This is a genomic window from Symbiopectobacterium sp. Eva_TO, assembly GCF_053848865.1.
In genome coordinates this window covers 1,291,155-1,307,056 of the sequence record NZ_JBSPEY010000004.1, presented here as the reverse complement: position 1 = coordinate 1,307,056, position 15,902 = coordinate 1,291,155, and the positions used below count along the sequence as shown (strand labels likewise).

At 52.2% G+C, this 15,902-nt stretch carries 6 protein-coding genes, 2 rRNA genes and 8 pseudogenes; 12 read left to right on the top strand and 4 right to left on the bottom strand.

The genetic code is table 11. The annotated features are described in order from the left end of the window. The first annotated feature begins 125 nt into the window (after nt 1-125). The 3 genes from ACWWJF_RS08860 (at nt 126) to ACWWJF_RS08850 (ending at nt 4,662) form a co-directional block, all read left to right on the top strand. Nucleotides 126-3,032, top strand: a 23S ribosomal RNA gene (locus ACWWJF_RS08860). A 188-nt stretch (nt 3,033-3,220) separates the two neighbouring features. Then, nucleotides 3,221-3,336 (top strand): 5S ribosomal RNA (rrf, locus tag ACWWJF_RS08855). Between the two features lie 132 nt (nt 3,337-3,468). Then, complete coding sequence (locus ACWWJF_RS08850) at nt 3,469-4,662, top strand: IS256 family transposase (RefSeq protein ID WP_455869239.1); 1,194 nt, start codon at nt 3,469-3,471, stop codon at nt 4,660-4,662. A 34-nt stretch (nt 4,663-4,696) separates the two neighbouring features. On the opposite strand, the pseudogene mobA reads toward ACWWJF_RS08850, so the two are convergent. Continuing rightward, nucleotides 4,697-5,107: pseudogene (gene mobA, locus ACWWJF_RS08845) on the bottom strand (molybdenum cofactor guanylyltransferase MobA); the annotation flags it as partial. A gap of 277 nt (nt 5,108-5,384) precedes the next feature. Here mobA and ACWWJF_RS08840 point away from each other — a divergent pair. Next, on the top strand, nt 5,385-6,404 hold the full coding sequence (locus tag ACWWJF_RS08840) for an IS110 family RNA-guided transposase (protein ID WP_455869238.1): 1,020 nt from the start codon (nt 5,385-5,387) through the stop codon (nt 6,402-6,404). 278 nt (nt 6,405-6,682) lie between these two features. Further along, nucleotides 6,683-6,850, top strand: a pseudogene (locus tag ACWWJF_RS08835) (DUF1040 family protein); the annotation flags it as partial. A 10-nt stretch (nt 6,851-6,860) separates the two neighbouring features. On the opposite strand, the pseudogene ACWWJF_RS08830 reads toward ACWWJF_RS08835, so the two are convergent. Further along, nucleotides 6,861-7,549, bottom strand: a pseudogene (locus tag ACWWJF_RS08830) (IS1 family transposase). Nucleotides 7,550-7,601: 52 nt separating this feature from the next. On the opposite strand from ACWWJF_RS08830, the pseudogene ACWWJF_RS08825 reads away from it, so the two are divergent. The 6 genes and pseudogenes from ACWWJF_RS08825 to ACWWJF_RS08800 form a co-directional block, all read left to right on the top strand. Further along, a pseudogene (locus tag ACWWJF_RS08825) lies at nt 7,602-7,721 on the top strand (DUF1040 family protein); the annotation flags it as partial. A 69-nt stretch (nt 7,722-7,790) separates the two neighbouring features. Beyond that, nucleotides 7,791-8,549, top strand: a pseudogene (locus tag ACWWJF_RS08820) (serine/threonine protein kinase); the annotation flags it as partial. A 125-nt stretch (nt 8,550-8,674) separates the two neighbouring features. Then, entirely contained in the window at nt 8,675-10,006 is a 1,332-nt protein-coding gene (locus ACWWJF_RS08815) for an IS4 family transposase (RefSeq protein ID WP_455869237.1), read from the top strand. 187 nt (nt 10,007-10,193) lie between these two features. Continuing rightward, nucleotides 10,194-10,430 (top strand): annotated as a pseudogene (locus tag ACWWJF_RS08810) (stress response kinase A); the annotation flags it as partial. A gap of 23 nt (nt 10,431-10,453) precedes the next feature. Beyond that, nucleotides 10,454-11,077 carry a thiol:disulfide interchange protein DsbA gene (dsbA, locus tag ACWWJF_RS08805; protein WP_455869236.1) on the top strand — a complete coding sequence of 208 codons (624 nt, stop codon included), beginning with the start codon at nt 10,454-10,456 and terminating at the stop codon, nt 11,075-11,077. 128 nt (nt 11,078-11,205) lie between these two features. Next, nucleotides 11,206-12,247, top strand: a pseudogene (locus tag ACWWJF_RS08800) (IS481 family transposase). A gap of 72 nt (nt 12,248-12,319) precedes the next feature. Here the strand turns inward: ACWWJF_RS08800 and ACWWJF_RS08795 are convergent. Together ACWWJF_RS08795 and ACWWJF_RS08790 are read right to left on the bottom strand one after the other, a co-directional pair. Next, nucleotides 12,320-13,488, bottom strand: a protein-coding gene (locus ACWWJF_RS08795) for an IS3 family transposase (RefSeq protein WP_455869235.1) whose coding sequence is annotated in 2 segments (ribosomal slippage) — nt 12,320-13,233 and nt 13,233-13,488 — 1,170 coding nt in all. Because the reading frame shifts where the segments join, the coding sequence is not laid out codon by codon here. 74 nt (nt 13,489-13,562) lie between these two features. After that, nucleotides 13,563-14,572 (bottom strand): annotated as a pseudogene (locus ACWWJF_RS08790) (IS3 family transposase); the annotation flags it as partial. A 152-nt stretch (nt 14,573-14,724) separates the two neighbouring features. On the opposite strand from ACWWJF_RS08790, the gene ACWWJF_RS08785 reads away from it, so the two are divergent. Next, a protein-coding gene (locus ACWWJF_RS08785; protein ID WP_455868400.1) for an IS3 family transposase occupies nt 14,725-15,893 on the top strand; the annotation gives its coding sequence in 2 pieces (ribosomal slippage) (nt 14,725-14,980 and nt 14,980-15,893; 1,170 coding nt in all). Nucleotides 15,894-15,902: the final 9 nt, after the last annotated feature.

Below are 15,902 nucleotides of genomic sequence, written 5' to 3'. Positions count from 1 at the left end.
TGCTGCGAAGTATTTTGCTCTTTAACAATCTGGAACAAGCTGAAAATTGAAACGAGCAATATTGGCTCACTACCAATATTGTGATTCTCTCAAGCTTTCACACCCGAGACATTTTCGGGTTGTGAGGTTAAGTGAATAAGCGTACACGGTGGATGCCTAGGCAGTCAGAGGCGATGAAGGGCGTGCTAATCTGCGAAAAGCGTCGGCAAGCTGATATGAAGCGTTACAACCGACGATACCCGAATGGGGAAACCCAGTGCAATTCGTTGCACTATCATGTCATGAATACATAGTGGCATGAGGCGAACCGGGGGAACTGAAACATCTCAGTACCCCGAGGAAAAGAAATCAACCGAGATTCCCCCAGTAGCGGCGAGCGAACGGGGAAGAGCCCAGAGTCTGAATCAGCTTGTGTGTCAGTGGAAGCGTCTGGAAAGTCGCACAGTAAAGGGTGATAGTCCCGTACACGAAGACGCACAGGTTGTGAGCTCGATGAGTAGGGCGGGACACGTGTTATCCTGTCTGAATATGGGGGGACCATCCTCCAAGGCTAAATACTCCTGACTGACCGATAGTGAACCAGTACCGTGAGGGAAAGGCGAAAAGAACCCCGGCGAGGGGAGTGAAATAGAACCTGAAACCGTGTACGTACAAGCAGTGGGAGCATCCTTCGGGGTGTGACTGCGTACCTTTTGTATAATGGGTCAGCGACTTATATTCTGTAGCAAGGTTAACCGCATAGGGGAGCCGCAGGGAAACCGAGTCTTAACTGGGCGTTAAGTTGCAGGGTATAGACCCGAAACCCGGTGATCTAGCCATGGGCAGGTTGAAGGTTGGGTAACACTAACTGGAGGACCGAACCGACTAATGTTGAAAAATTAGCGGATGACTTGTGGCTGGGGGTGAAAGGCCAATCAAACCGGGAGATAGCTGGTTCTCCCCGAAAGCTATTTAGGTAGCGCCTCGTGAATCCATCTTCGGGGGTAGAGCACTGTTTCGGCTAGGGGGTCATCCCGACTTACCAACCCGATGCAAACTACGAATACCGAAGAATGTTATCACGGGAGACACACGGCGGGTGCTAACGTTCGTCGTGAAGAGGGAAACAACCCAGACCGCCAGCTAAGGTCCCAAAGTCATGGTTAAGTGGGAAACGATGTGGGAAGGCATAGACAGCCAGGATGTTGGCTTAGAAGCAGCCATCATTTAAAGAAAGCGTAATAGCTCACTGGTCGAGTCGGCCTGCGCGGAAGATGTAACGGGGCTAAACCATGCACCGAAGCTGCGGCAGCGACGCTTAGGCGTTGTTGGGTAGGGGAGCGTTCTGTAAGCCGTTGAAGGTGAACTGTGAGGTTTGCTGGAGGTATCAGAAGTGCGAATGCTGACATAAGTAACGATAAAGCGGGTGAAAAGCCCGCTCGCCGGAAGACCAAGGGTTCCTGTCCAACGTTAATCGGGGCAGGGTGAGTCGACCCCTAAGGCGAGGCCGAAAGGCGTAGTCGATGGGAAACAGGTTAATATTCCTGTACTTGGTGTTACTGCGAAGGGGGGACGGAGAAGGCTATGTCATCCGGGCGACGGTTGTCCCGGTTTAAGCGTGTAGGTGGGTGACTTTGGTAAATCCGGGTCACTGTTAACACTGAGGCGTGATGACGAGGTACTACGGTACTGAAGTGACAGATGCCCAGCTTCCAGGAAAAGCCTCTAAGCATCAGGTAACATTGAATCGTACCCCAAACCGACACAGGTGGTCAGGTAGAGAATACCAAGGCGCTTGAGAGAACTCGGGTGAAGGAACTAGGCAAAATGGTGCCGTAACTTCGGGAGAAGGCACGCTGTGCGAGGTGTAGGGATTTGCTCCTGAAGCTTTGCGCAGTCGCAGATACCAGCTGGCTGCAACTGTTTAATAAAAACACAGCACTGTGCAAACACGAAAGTGGACGTATACGGTGTGACGCCTGCCCGGTGCTGGAAGGTTAATTGATGGGGTTATCCGTAAGGAGAAGCTCTTGCTCGAAGCCCCAGTAAACGGCGGCCGTAACTATAACGGTCCTAAGGTAGCGAAATTCCTTGTCGGGTAAGTTCCGACCTGCACGAATGGCGTAATGATGGCCAGGCTGTCTCCACCCGAGACTCAGTGAAATTGAACTCGCTGTGAAGATGCAGTGTACCCGCGGCAAGACGGAAAGACCCCGTGAACCTTTACTATAGCTTGACACTGAACCTTGAGCCTTGATGTGTAGGATAGGTGGGAGGCTTTGAAGTGTGGACGCTAGTCTGCATGGAGCCAACCTTGAAATACCACCCTTTAATGTTTGATGTTCTAACCTGGGCCCATAATCTGGGCTGGGGACAGTGTCTGGTGGGTAGTTTGACTGGGGCGGTCTCCTCCCAAAGAGTAACGGAGGAGCACGAAGGTTAGCTAATCCTGGTCGGACATCAGGAGGTTAGTGCAAAGGCATAAGCTAGCTTGACTGCGAGAGTGACGGCTCGAGCAGGTACGAAAGTAGGTCTTAGTGATCCGGTGGTTCTGAATGGAAGGGCCATCGCTCAACGGATAAAAGGTACTCCGGGGATAACAGGCTGATACCGCCCAAGAGTTCATATCGACGGCGGTGTTTGGCACCTCGATGTCGGCTCATCACATCCTGGGGCTGAAGTAGGTCCCAAGGGTATGGCTGTTCGCCATTTAAAGTGGTACGCGAGCTGGGTTTAGAACGTCGTGAGACAGTTCGGTCCCTATCTGCCGTGGGCGTTGGAGAATTGAGGGGGGTTGCTCCTAGTACGAGAGGACCGGAGTGAACGGACCACTGGTGTTCGGGTTGTCATGCCAATGGCATTGCCCGGTAGCTACGTGCGGAAGAGATAAGTGCTGAAAGCATCTAAGCACGAAACTTGCCCCGAGATGAGTTCTCCCTTGTCCCTAGAGGACGCTGAAAGGCCGTTGAAGACGACGACGTAGATAGGTTGGGTGTGTAAGTGCAGCGATGCATTGAGCTAACCAGTACTAATGACCTGTGAGGCTTAACCTTACAACGCCGAAGATGTTTTGGTGTTTATTGAGAGAGAAAATCGTGTGGAACGATTTTGAACAGCGCGGAGCGCTGGCCCCGAAGGGGTGAGTATCAGGATGATACGAACAATCACGTGCTCGTTAAATTCAGCTTGTTGACAGATTGGCATTCATGGCTGAGAGGCGGTGGATGTGAAACAGAATATGCCTGGCGGCGATAGCGCGGTGGTCCCACCTGACCCCATGCCGAACTCAGAAGTGAAACGCCGTAGCGCCGATGGTAGTGTGGGGCTTCCCCATGTGAGAGTAGGGAACTGCCAGGCTTTTAATATAGCGAAGGGGCTGTCCGGAAGGACAGCCCTTTTTGCGACCCTGTACATAAATTTGTGTAATTGCCTGATTTTGATATGTTCAATCCAACATCAAAAACAGGTTAATTTATGGACGAAAAATAGTTGCAGGCTCTGGCTAACGAACTGGCCAAAAATCTCAAAACCCCTGACGATCTCAGCCAATTCGATCGCCTGCTGAAGAAAATCAGCGTTGAGGCTGCTCTCAACGCCGAAATGTCCCACCATCTGGGCTACGATAAAAATCAGCCCAAACCGGGGGCCAACTCCCGCAACGGCTATTCCACAAACACCGTGACCACCGGCGATGGCCCTCTGGCACTACGTACTCCGCGCGATCGTGATGGCTCCTTCGAACCACAACAGGTGAAGAAAAACCAGACCCGGATCACCGGGATGGATAACCAAATCCTGTCCCTGTACGCCAGAGGGATGACCACCCGCGAGATAGCGTCTGCGTTCAAAGAGCTGTATGACGCGGATGTCTCACCGGCGCTGGTCTCGAAGGTCACCGACGCCGTGATGGAACAGGTTACTGAATGGCAAAATCGTCCACTGGATGCAGTCTATCCCATTGTTTACCTTGACTGTATCATCCTGAAGGTCCGGCAGGCCAGTCGCGTCATCAATAAATCCGTGTTCCTGGTACTGGGTATCAACATCGAGGGCCAGAAAGAACTGCTGGGTATGTGGCTGGCCGAAAACGAGGGCGCGAAGTTCTGGCTCAATGTGCTGACAGAACTAAAAAACCGCGGCCTGAACGATATCCTCATCGCCTGTGTCGACGGTCTGAAAGGCTTCCCGGACGCCATCAACGCGGTGTATCCGGAAGCCCGCATCCAGCTGAGCATCGTGCACATGGTACGCAACAGCCTGAGGTTCGTCTCTTGGAAGGACTACAAAGCCGTCACACGCGACCTGAAAGCCATCTATCAGGCCGCTACGGAAGAAGCAGGCCAGCAGGCGCTGGAAGCATTCGCCAGCGCATGGGACAGCCGCTATCCACAGATAAGCCGGAGCTGGCAGACGAACTGGAGCAATCTGGCAACGTTCTTCGCTTACCCGGCAGATATCCGCAAAGTCATCGACACAACCAACGCCATCGAGTCGCTGAACAGTGTGATCCGGCATGCGATTAAAAAAAGCAAGGTGTTCCCGACTGACGACGCAGTGAAAAAGGTGGTGTGGCTGGCAATCCAGTCGGCCTCACAGAAATGGACGATGCCACTGCGGGACTGGCGTATGGCAATGAGCCGTTTTATTATCGAGTTCGGTGACCGCCTTGACGGTCATTACTGAGAAAGGCATTTACACAGAATCATGTACAGGGTCCTTTTTGCTGTGCGTGGAATATCCATGTACAGGGTCCTCTCTGGCCATCGTTTACGTAGGCGGCATGCCCTTGCTGTTTGCTGTGCCACAGTCTCTCCACCAGATCGGTGGGTAAATTAGGGACATCACAGGGCGCGAAAACGGCCCATTCCGTCTCGATGATTTTCAGGCTGGATAAGATGCCTGCCAAGGGGCCTGAAAAGCCATTCGGTAAGTAGCTAAAAACGGTGCAGCCACTTTCCTGATAAACAGCCTGGTTACGATTGGCATTGATGTAGACTCGGTCCACTTGGGGTTTCAGGCGGGTTAAAACGTGTTGGTAGAGCGGTATGCCGCGCAACGTTAATAGTCCCTTATCCTGCCCGCCCATTCGGCTGGCCTGGCCACCTGCCAGAATGATGCCTGTGATCATGTGATCCCTCGTTGTCGCGCCGCAGAGGCTCTATTCTGGGCAAAATAATTCCTGACGCCAAGCGCTTTTCACCCGTGATTAAGGCTGTTAAGGTGATATCCACGCTTGTGTATACAGTATAAGAGGAAATGTAATGAACGCATCCCACCTCTTTAAGCGCGGAGCAGAATGATGGTTGAAAGAGTGAAGTCGGCAGGTGTGGAGCCTCGCAGATTTCCGGCATCATGGTGCCCAATACGGGATGCATAAAGCTCCCTCAGACTGGAGACTCCACAGCATGAAATATACACCGGTTGGCGTTGATATCGCAAAGCATCTGATTCAGGTTCACTTCGTCAATGAGCACACAGGTGAAGTGGTGGACAAGCAGCTGCGCAGCAAGGATTTTCTGACGTTCTTCAGTAACCGGGAGCCTTGCCTGATTGGCATGGAGGCCTGTGGAGGCTCTCAGCACTGGGCCCGGGAACTGGAAAAGCTGGGGCATAAAGTCCGGCTGATGCAGGGACGGTTCGTCAAGGCGTTCGTCATGGGCAACAAGAATGATGTCATGGATGCCCGCGCTATCTGGATGGCGGTACAGCAGCCAGGCAAGGCGATAGCCGTAAAAACGGAAGAACAGCAATCGGTACTGGTTCTGCACCGTTCACGCAGACAACTGGTGAAGTTCAGAACTGCACAGATTAACGCGCTGCACGGAACATTACTGGAGTTTGGCGAAACCATCCATAAAGGTCGGGCAGCGATGGACAGGGAGCTACCGGCTGCACTGGAGCGGCTGAAAACGAAGCTGCCGCCGTATCTCATCACCGTGCTGGAAGACCAGTACAACAGACTGAATGAGCTGGACATGCTGATAGATGGCCTTGAAAAACAGCTTAACAGCGTGGCCCGGCAGAACGAAACCTGTAAACGGCTGATGGAAATTCCCGGCGTGGGGCCGTTAATCGCCACAGCGGCAGTTGCCACCATGGGGGAAGCCTCAGCGTTTAAATCCGGCAGACAGTTCGCTGCTTATGTCGGTCTGGTGCCGAAGCAGACGGGTTCCGGGGGGAAAGTTCGGCTGCTGGGGATAAGCAAACGTGGTGACACCTATCTGCGAACGCTGTTTATCCATGGGGCAAGAGCCGCTTCGTTAGTTGCTAAAGAGCCTGGGCCATGGATAACGGAACTTAAAAAACGGCGTCCGACCGGTGTGGCTATCGTGGCGATGGCAAATAAGCTGGCGCGAACTGTGTGGGCGCTAGCCGCCCATGAGCGTAAGTACGATAAAAATCATGTCAGTATCAGGCCCTATTAATCGCTGATACCGATAACTATTTACTCTTAAAAAGGGTGAATGCAAAAAGGTTGCTCTGGTGGCCAGCGTGATGACAAAGACAGGTAAGACCGGGACTCGCTAAACCTGAATGATTTTTTGAGCTTAAAGCTCGCTAAGGAAATGAGGCGTGAGTCAGCGGATTACATAGGGGCTCGCAGCTTTATGGCTGCAAAAAAGCCGGATATAAAGCTGCAACCTACCCGTCAATGTCAAAATAATGGATGCCTTGCAAACGGGATGCGTTCATATAATTAATCATGAAATGTCATCGCGTTAACGAGTTGGTTGAGTTACTGTATCCTGCCTGGCAAAAAGATCCGGACCTGAATCTGGTCCAATTTTTACAAAAACTTGCACAGGAGGCGGGGTTCCAGGGGCAGCTAAGTGAGCTGACAGATGATATCCTGATCTACCATTTGAAGGTAATGACTCCAATTAGTAGAACATGTGTTTTTCGATGAAGGCTCCGATGACTTTTTCGTGGATCTCGACGGAGCGCGAGAAGCAAATCGTTTTACGCGCCAGTCGTTTAATGCGGGTACGGAGCTTCAGGTTATTGCGCTCTATGCGTTGCGTGAAGATCTTGCCAGTCAGATGTTTCTGCTTCGGAACCTCTCTTGCATAGCTGCCCCAGTTGTCACTGGTAATCATGCCGATGTTGAACGGTGTCAACAGAGCCAGCAATTCACGGCAGGTCTCATCGGTTCGGGGGCCAAAAGTGTAGGCCAGAACACCGCCCGTTTTGGTATTGTAAGCCTACCAGTGCTGTAGCGCCTGACTGCCAACGAAGCTCCATTGCTCATCAAGTTCACAGATAAGGGCGACGTCGGCGTGAGCAACGGGAGAAGACGTTATCCTGCGGGGCGAGAGCTTTTTAAAGCCCGGATGACCGTATTGATGCCGATTTTCAACGTTCTGGCGGTATCGCGAACACCGGCACCGTTGAAGGCCATATCAACGATCTGCTCTTTGACTCCCGGCTTTCGCGCTTCATAGCGGTAGGTAAGCTGGAATACACGGCGACAGCACTGACACCGGAAGCGTTCGCGCTTAGTTGGACTAAGGCCATGTCGATAAACTTTATCTGAATGGCAGCGAGGGCAATGAACAAAAACAGTAACCACGTGGAAACCTCAAATAGCGGCAGAATATCACAAAAGCCAACTATTTGAAGGCATTACCCATTTGAAAATGCGTGACACGGATAAAGAGCAGGTCATTCCAGGCTTGAAAAAAGATTATGAGGAAGATTTCAAAACAGCATTGCTGCGAGCTCGGGGTGTTATCAAGGACTGATGCCTTTATCAACAGGCGCTGCTTTTCCGCGGCTTATTTTGATCTCTATTGCGAGTAATGATGACGGCTATGCAAAGTTCAGTGTTTAATTTTCAGACGCTGTTTCCCTCGCTGATTATCGATGCGCTTTTCGCGGTAGGTATCCGGGTTGATTCTGGTTTGACGGCGCTCAACAGCTATGAAAACCGGGTTTATCAATTTATGGATGAAGACCGGCACCGTTTTGTCGTTAAATTCTATCGTCCTGAACGGTGGACGCAGGCGCAGATTCAGGAAGAGCACGATTTTGCCCTCGCATTGGTTGACGATGAGGTGCCCGTCGTTGCCCCCTTTAAACTCAATGGTCAAACCTTGCATTGTTATGATGGCTTTTATTTTGCCGTTTTCCCAAGCGTAGGGGGGCGGCAATATGAAATGGATAATGACGATCAATTGGAAGGCGTTGGCCGTTTTCTGGGTCGTTGGCATCAAACGGGGCAAAAAGCGCTTTTTCTTGCTCGTCCTACCATTGGGGTTGAGGAATATCTCGACAGAACTTATCAGTTATTGACGCAAACACAACGTATTCCTGCCGCGTGCCGAGATTCCTTTTTGCAGTCCACCCAGCAATTTATCGAAATGGTAAAACGCTATTGGACATTGGATGCTTCCTTTCTTCGGTTGCACGGCGATTGCCATCCTGGAAATATTCTCTGGCGCGACGGACCACTATTTGTCGATTTAGATGATGCCCGTAACGGACCCGCAGTGCAGGATTTGTGGATGTTGCTTCATGGCGAGCGTCAGGAGCAGAGAATTCAGCTCGATATTCTGCTGGAAGCCTATAGTCACCTCGTTATACACAAGTCCGCAACGCCTTATATGCCAAGGGTTAGCGGGCTGAAATAGGCAGCCGGTGGGGTTGTAAATGAAGTGAAACCGACGTGTACTATCGCCATTTACGGCGCTGAAAAATGACACGGGATTCAGATGGCTGGGCACACCAAGAACTGGAAGGGGTAAATCTTGGTGACACGAGGCTCAATAAGCGTGCCAAAGGGCTTTTGATACGGCTGACTGAGAATCCGCAAGCCAGCATTCCGCATGCGTGCCTCGGATGGTCTGAGACGCTGGGTGCTTACCGCTTCATGGAGAACCAAGCATTCGAATGGCGAGACATTCTGCAACCTCACTGGCAGCGTACGCAGGAAAGGATCCGAGAACACGAGGTTGTGCTGTGTATCCAAGACACTACCGAGCTTGACTTCAACGGGCAGCAAATCCAAGGCTTGGGTCCCTTGAACTACGAAGCCAGGCGTGGTCTGTACCTGCATCCGACCTATGCGGTCAGTCCGGATCGCGTGGGGTTGGGCGTACTGGATGCGTGGATGTGGGCAAGAGAGCCGAAGGATGCAGACGGAAAACGCGATGGGATCAAGGAGAGTACGCGCTGGCTCGAGGGATACGAGCGAGTTGCTGAACTCGCCTCGGAGTTGCCAAACACACGTCTGGTGTACTTAGCCGATCGCGAAGCGGATATCAAGGCGTTGATGCAGCTCGCTGATGACCTTGGCACTCCGGCTGACTGGTTGATCCGCTCGACTCATAATCGCAGTCTGGACTGTAATGAGAAGCTTTGGCAGAAGGTTGGAAAGACCGTGCCGGTGGGAGAAATCCAATTCGTTATGGCGGCTCGCGCGGGGCAGAAGGCGCGTACGGTGAAACAGGCGCTGCGCGTGAAGCGAGTGTCGCTGCGTTGCGGGTTGGCAGTGACCTGTGTGATAGCCAAGGAAATTGAGCCGCCAGCAGGCGTGAAGCCGGTCGAGTGGCGGTTGCTGAGCAATCGCGTACCTGAAGGACGAGAAGATATCGTGGAGCTGATCGACTGGTATCGGGCTAGATGGGAAATCGAGATGTTCTTCAATGTGCTGAAGAACGGCTGCTGTGTCGAAGCGTTACAGTTATCGACCGTGGATCGCATTGAGCGGGCATTGGCGCTGTTCATGATCGTGGCATGGCGCATCGCCTATTTAATGCGTATGGGACGAACCTGTCCAGAGCTGGACGCAATGTTGTTCTTTGATTCCGACGAGACTCATGGCGCTTACCTACTGATGAACAAGCGTATGCCCAAGGGCCGCCCTAAGCTAAACGAAGTATTGCGCTTAGTTGCGCAACTGGGAGGCTTTCTTGCTCGAAAAGGCGACGGTGAACCAGGCGCAAAAACTATCTGGAAAGGCTTGCAGAAAGTCATGACGGCCGCCGAAACGCTACGCGCGCTCAGGCACGAACAGAGATGTGTATAACGAGGTGGCCTATAGTCATATCGTTATACACATCTTTCTAACGCACTGTTTAATCAATGAGTTACGGGTTTATCTCAGAGTGGCATTTTGAACCTCAAAAAGCCAATGGGATGGCTTGAATGCCTTAATTCACGGGGTTCTGAGCATCCTGTTCAAAAAATGGCCAAAAGATGTGTATAACGATATGGCCTATAGTGAGTTTATGACGTTTCAGGAGAAAGAGCTGGCGTTAATTGAGCCGCTTCGTGCGATGCGAATGGTGCATTATTTAGCGTGGATTATTCGCCGTTGGGAAGATCCGGCATTTCCCCCGAGCTTTCCCTGGATAAAAGATGATGATTTCTGGTTCAGGCAAACAGCAATATTTACTGAACAGGTTAAGCTGTTACAGGAGCCTCCTTTACAGCTATTGTCCATGTACTGATGTTTAACGGAGAGATGTGTTATATGAAGAGTGTATTTGCGGCATTATTTGGCATCATGTTGGCCTTCGGTGCATCAGCGGCAGATTTTTCTGATGGAAAACAGTACGTTGAAGTTAATAAGCCGGTACCTCAATTACCGCAGGTGCTGGAGTTTTTCTCCTTCTACTGCCCGCATTGCTATCAGTTTGCTGAGGTTTACCATATTTCTGAAGCTGTCAGTAAGGTGCTTCCAGCGGATACCAAAATTACGCGCTATCACGTCGATTTCCTCGGGCCTTTGGGGAAAGAACTAACGCAGGCCTGGGCAGTTGCCATCGCTTTGGGTGTTGAAGATAAAGTCACCCCGTTAATGTTTGATGCGGTGCAAAAAAGTCAAACGCTGAAAACCACGGATGATATTCGTAAGGTGTTTGTGGCGGCGGGTGTTAAAGCTGAAGATTATGACGCTGCATTGAATAGCTTCGTGGTTAAGTCGCTGGTTGCCCAGCAAGAAAAAGCGGCTGCGGATTTGCAATTGCGCGGTGTGCCGGCCATGTTTGTTAATGGCAAATATATGGTGAAAAGCGACGGTTTAGATACCAACTCAATGAATGCATACGTGAAGCAATATGCTGATGTTGTGAAATTCCTTATCGAGAAAAAATAGCACTGGTCTTATAACTGCGTCTGATATGTATTAGTCGCGACTTGATCTGACACTGGACCTTGAAAGGTTGAGAGTTACCGGTTTTGATATGGGTGTCGAATGCTTATACAAAACACGAGGTAACTCTCATGCTTCATACTAACAATCCCATCATCAAACACAAAGCCGGCCTGCTCAATCTCGCCGAAGAACTCGGTAACGTATCAAAAGCCTGTAAAATCATGGGTGTGTCACGCGACACGTTTTATCGCTATCAGGAACTGGCGGCAGAAGGCGGCATTGACGCTCTGGTTAACCAAAACCGCCGGGTTCCCAACCTGAAAAACCGTGCTGATGAAGCCACTGAACGTGCGGTTGTTGATTACGCCATTGAGTTCCCGGCTCATGGCCAGCACCGGACCAGTAATGAGCTGCGTAAAAAAGGCGTCTTCATTTCTGGCAGCGGTGTGCGCTCCATCTGGCAACGACACGATCTGGAAAACTTTCGTAAGCGCCTGAAGGCACTTGAGGAAAAAGTTGCCAGAGAAGGCATCGTACTTACTGATGCTCAAATCGCTGCACTGGAGAAGAAGGCGCACGACGACGAAGTCTGTGGTGAAATAGAGACTGCTCACCCGGGTTATCTGGGGTCGCAGGACACCTTCTACGTGGGTAATCTGAAAGGTGTTGGCCGTATCTACCAGCAGACGTTCGTGGATACGTACTCGAAAGTGGCGCACTGCAAGCTTTACACGAGTAAAGCACCGATCTCTGCCGCCGACCTGCTCAATGATCGCGTGCTGCCGTTCTACGAAGCTCAGGGGCTGCCAATGCTAAGAATACTGACGGACAGGGGGGACGGAGTACTGCGGTAAAGTGGAACAACATGACTATCAGCTGTACTTGGCTATCAACGATATAGACTATACGAAAACGAAAGCGATGTCTCCGCAGACAAACGGTATCTGCGAGCGCTTCCATAAAACTATTTTGCAGGATTTTTATCAGGTTGCGTTCCGTAAGACGTTATACGAGGACCTAGAAAGTCTACAAAAGGATCTGGAAAACTGGTTGTGGCATTACAATAATGAGCGAACTCATCAGGGTAAAATGTGCTGCGGGCGTACGCCAATGGCCACGTTACTTGATGGTAAACGAGTCTGGGCAGAAAAAAATCTGAACCAGATTTAATCTGACAGACACCTGTATAAATAACCGGTAACTGTCAGATCAGGTCTGAGCTAATACATCTGATTGTAGTGGTCAACTAATATTGGCCACCGCATTAGACTGTATGTAGAACAGTCGCTCAGATTCGTTTGGAGTTAAGCCGCCGTTATACCAGTGAGGCCGGATAGCGCTGTAATACCCCGTGATGTAGCGGATAATCGCGTCCTGGGCTTCGCTGAAGCTGTTGTAACCCTTTGTCGGCACCCATTCTGTCTTCAGGCTGCGGAAGAACCGCTCCATTGGCGCATTATCCCAGCAGTTACCCCGCCGACTCATACTCTGCTTTATCCGGCAGCGCCACAGGGCTTGCCGGTATTGACGGCTGGTATAGTGGCTGCCCTGGTCGCTGTGGAACATGACTCCTGTTGGTTGTCCCCGGAGTTCCCAAGCCATCTGCAACGCTTTAACTGTCAGCGCCGAGTCCGGCGACGTCGACATGGCCCAGCCCACCGGTTTGCGGGCGAACAGGTCTAGCACCACCGCAAGGTAAGCCCAGCATTTGCCCGTCCAGATGTAGGTCACATCGCCGCACCAGACCTGATCCGGCGCGGTAACCGCGAACTGGCGGTTGAGATAGTTCGGTATTTCAACGTGTTCATTGCCGCCGCGTTTGTATTTGTGAGCCGGTCGCTGGCAGCTGGCGATACCCAGCTCCTTCATCAGCTTGCCAGCCAGCCAGCGCCCCATTTTGACACCGGAGCTGCCGGTGACGATGGTCGCGATACTTCGAGCGCCGGCAGAGCCGCCGCTGGCGTTCCAGGCTTCCATGACGCGGCTACACTTAACCACGCGCTCACCGTCGGGTTCATTAGCGGAAGCCTGCCAGTGCCTGTAGCTGCTGCGATGTACCTCAAAAGTTTGGCACAACGCCGTGACCGGGTATCGCGCCCTCAGCCTGTTGACTACCGTGAACCGTTGAGTGAGTCCGACATTAAGAGCGCCGTAGCCTTTTTTAGGATTTCGTTCTCCATTTCAAGGCATTGGACTTTTTTCTTCATCTCACGCAGCTCGAGCTGTTCAGGGGTAAGAGGAAGTCCCGTTGGCGTTTTTCCCTGTCGTTCAAGGCGAAGCTTATTGACCCAGCGACTAATGGCAGAATGGCTGACATTAACCGCCTCTGCGGCCTTAACGTATGTGTAGCCGTGGTCGACAACCAGCTTTGCGGCTTCGAGCTTAAATTCCGCCGTAAAATGTTTACCCATGAGGTCACCTGTCGTGTTGATGAGGTGAGCATATCACCTCCGCTCAGGTGGCCAGTATCAGTGTGCCACTACAGTGGACTGCTCACTGCTGTTGTGCAGGGCTCCAGATTCAGTTCTCTGGCGAACTTCCGCGTTTCATGCGCTGTGTACGCTGAACCATTATCCGTCAGCCATTGCACTGGTTTATCCGGCAGCGCGCTACCGAAGCGTTTTTCCACCGACCTCAGCATCACATCCTGCACGGTTGAACTGTCATAACCCCTGGTGCTCGCTGCCCAGTCTATGGCCTCCCGGTCGCAGCAGTCCAGTGCGAACGTCACCCGCAGCTTCTCGCCGTTGTCACAACCGAACTCGAAGCCATCTGAGCACCAGCGCATATCGCTCTCTGCTACCGCGATTTTGCCTTTATGCTCCCGCTTCGGACGTTCAGTTTTATCATGCAACAACAGCAGGTTATGCTCGCTCATTATCCTGTAAAGCCGTTTGGCGTTCACCGGTGGAAGTCCCTCTGCACGACGTTGCTTACGCAGGATACCCCACACTCGGCGGTAACCGTAACTGGGCATGTCGCTGATGATACGGAGGATGTCCGATAATATCTCAGCATCAGCTTCGTCATTACGCCGGTTGCTGCGCCTGTCCAGCCAGTCGGCAGAACGGTTAACCCGCAGTGACAGCTGCGCACGCGACACGCTCATGGCGCGGCTGACCAGAGCTATTCCCCGTCCTTTGGCAACAAGGGCGCGTGCGCTATCCATTTTCGCGACTGGCGGTACTCCACTGCTTCTTTGAGGATCTCAACTTCCATCGTCTTCTTACCCAGAAGGCGCTGTAGCTCCCGGACCTGCTTGAGGGCAGTCGCCAGCGCCGAAGCTGGAACCACTTCTTCTCCGGCCGCAACGGCGGTGAGGCTTCCTTCCTGGTATTGCTTCTTCCACTTAAACAAAAGGCTGGGCTGGATGCCATGCAGGCGGGCTACATGGGAGACGTTCATCCCCGGCTCCATTGTCTGCTGAATGATGGCGATTTTCTCTTGCGGAGTTTTACGCTTACGGACTTCTTGCCCTAACAGGATCCCGGTCATTTCAAAATTAGCATGATTGTTAGACATATATCTAAGCCTATCTCTTATCTGGAGATACAGCTACTGTCTGGTGTTACAGGGGGCTACATCACTGATACTGGCCACCTGAGCGGAGGTGATATGCTCACCTCATCAACACGACAGGTGACCTCATGGGTAAACATTTTACGGCGGAATTTAAGCTCGAAGCCGCAAAGCTGGTTGTCGACCACGGCTACACATACGTTAAGGCCGCAGAGGCGGTTAATGTCAGCCATTCTGCCATTAGTCGCTGGGTCAATAAGCTTCGCCTTGAACGACAGGGAAAAACGCCAACGGGACTTCCTCTTACCCCTGAACAGCTCGAGCTGCGTGAGATGAAGAAAAAAGTCCAATGCCTTGAAATGGAGAACGAAATCCTAAAAAAGGCTACGGCGCTCTTAATGTCGGACTCACTCAACGGTTCACGGTAGTCGACAGGCTGAGGGCGCGATACCCGGTCACGGCGTTGTGCCAAACTTTTGAGGTACATCGCAGCAGCTACAGGCACTGGCAGGCTTCCGCTAATGAACCCGACGGTGAGCGCGTGGTTAAGTGTAGTCGCGTCATGGAAGCCTGGAACGCCAGCGGCGGCTCTGCCGGCGCTCGAAGTATCGCGACCATCGTCACCGGCAGCTCCGGTGTCAAAATGGGGCGCTGGCTGGCTGGCAAGCTGATGAAGGAGCTGGGTATCGCCAGCTGCCAGCGACCGGCTCACAAATACAAACGCGGCGGCAATGAACACGTTGAAATACCGAACTATCTCAACCGCCAGTTCGCGGTTACCGCGCCGGATCAGGTCTGGTGCGGCGATGTGACCTACATCTGGACGGGCAAATGCTGGGCTTACCTTGCGGTGGTGCTAGACCTGTTCGCCCGCAAACCGGTGGGCTGGGCCATGTCGACGTCGCCGGACTCGGCGCTGACAGTTAAAGCGTTGCAGATGGCCTGGGAACTCCGGGGACAACCAACAGGAGTCATGTTCCACAGCGACCAGGGCAGCCACTATACCAGCCGTCAATACCGGCAAGCCCTGTGGCGCTGCCGGATAAAGCAGAGTATGAGTCGGCGGGGTAACTGCTGGGATAATGCGCCAATGGAGCGGTTCTTCCGCAGCCTGAAGACAGAATGGGTGCCGACAAAGGGTTACAACAGCTTCAGCGAAGCCCAGGACGCGATTATCCGCTACATCACGGGGTATTACAGCGCTATCCGGCCTCACTGGTATAACGGCGGCTTAACTCCAAACGAATCTGAGCGACTGTTCTACATACAGTCTAATGCGGTGGCCAATATTAGTTGACCACTACAA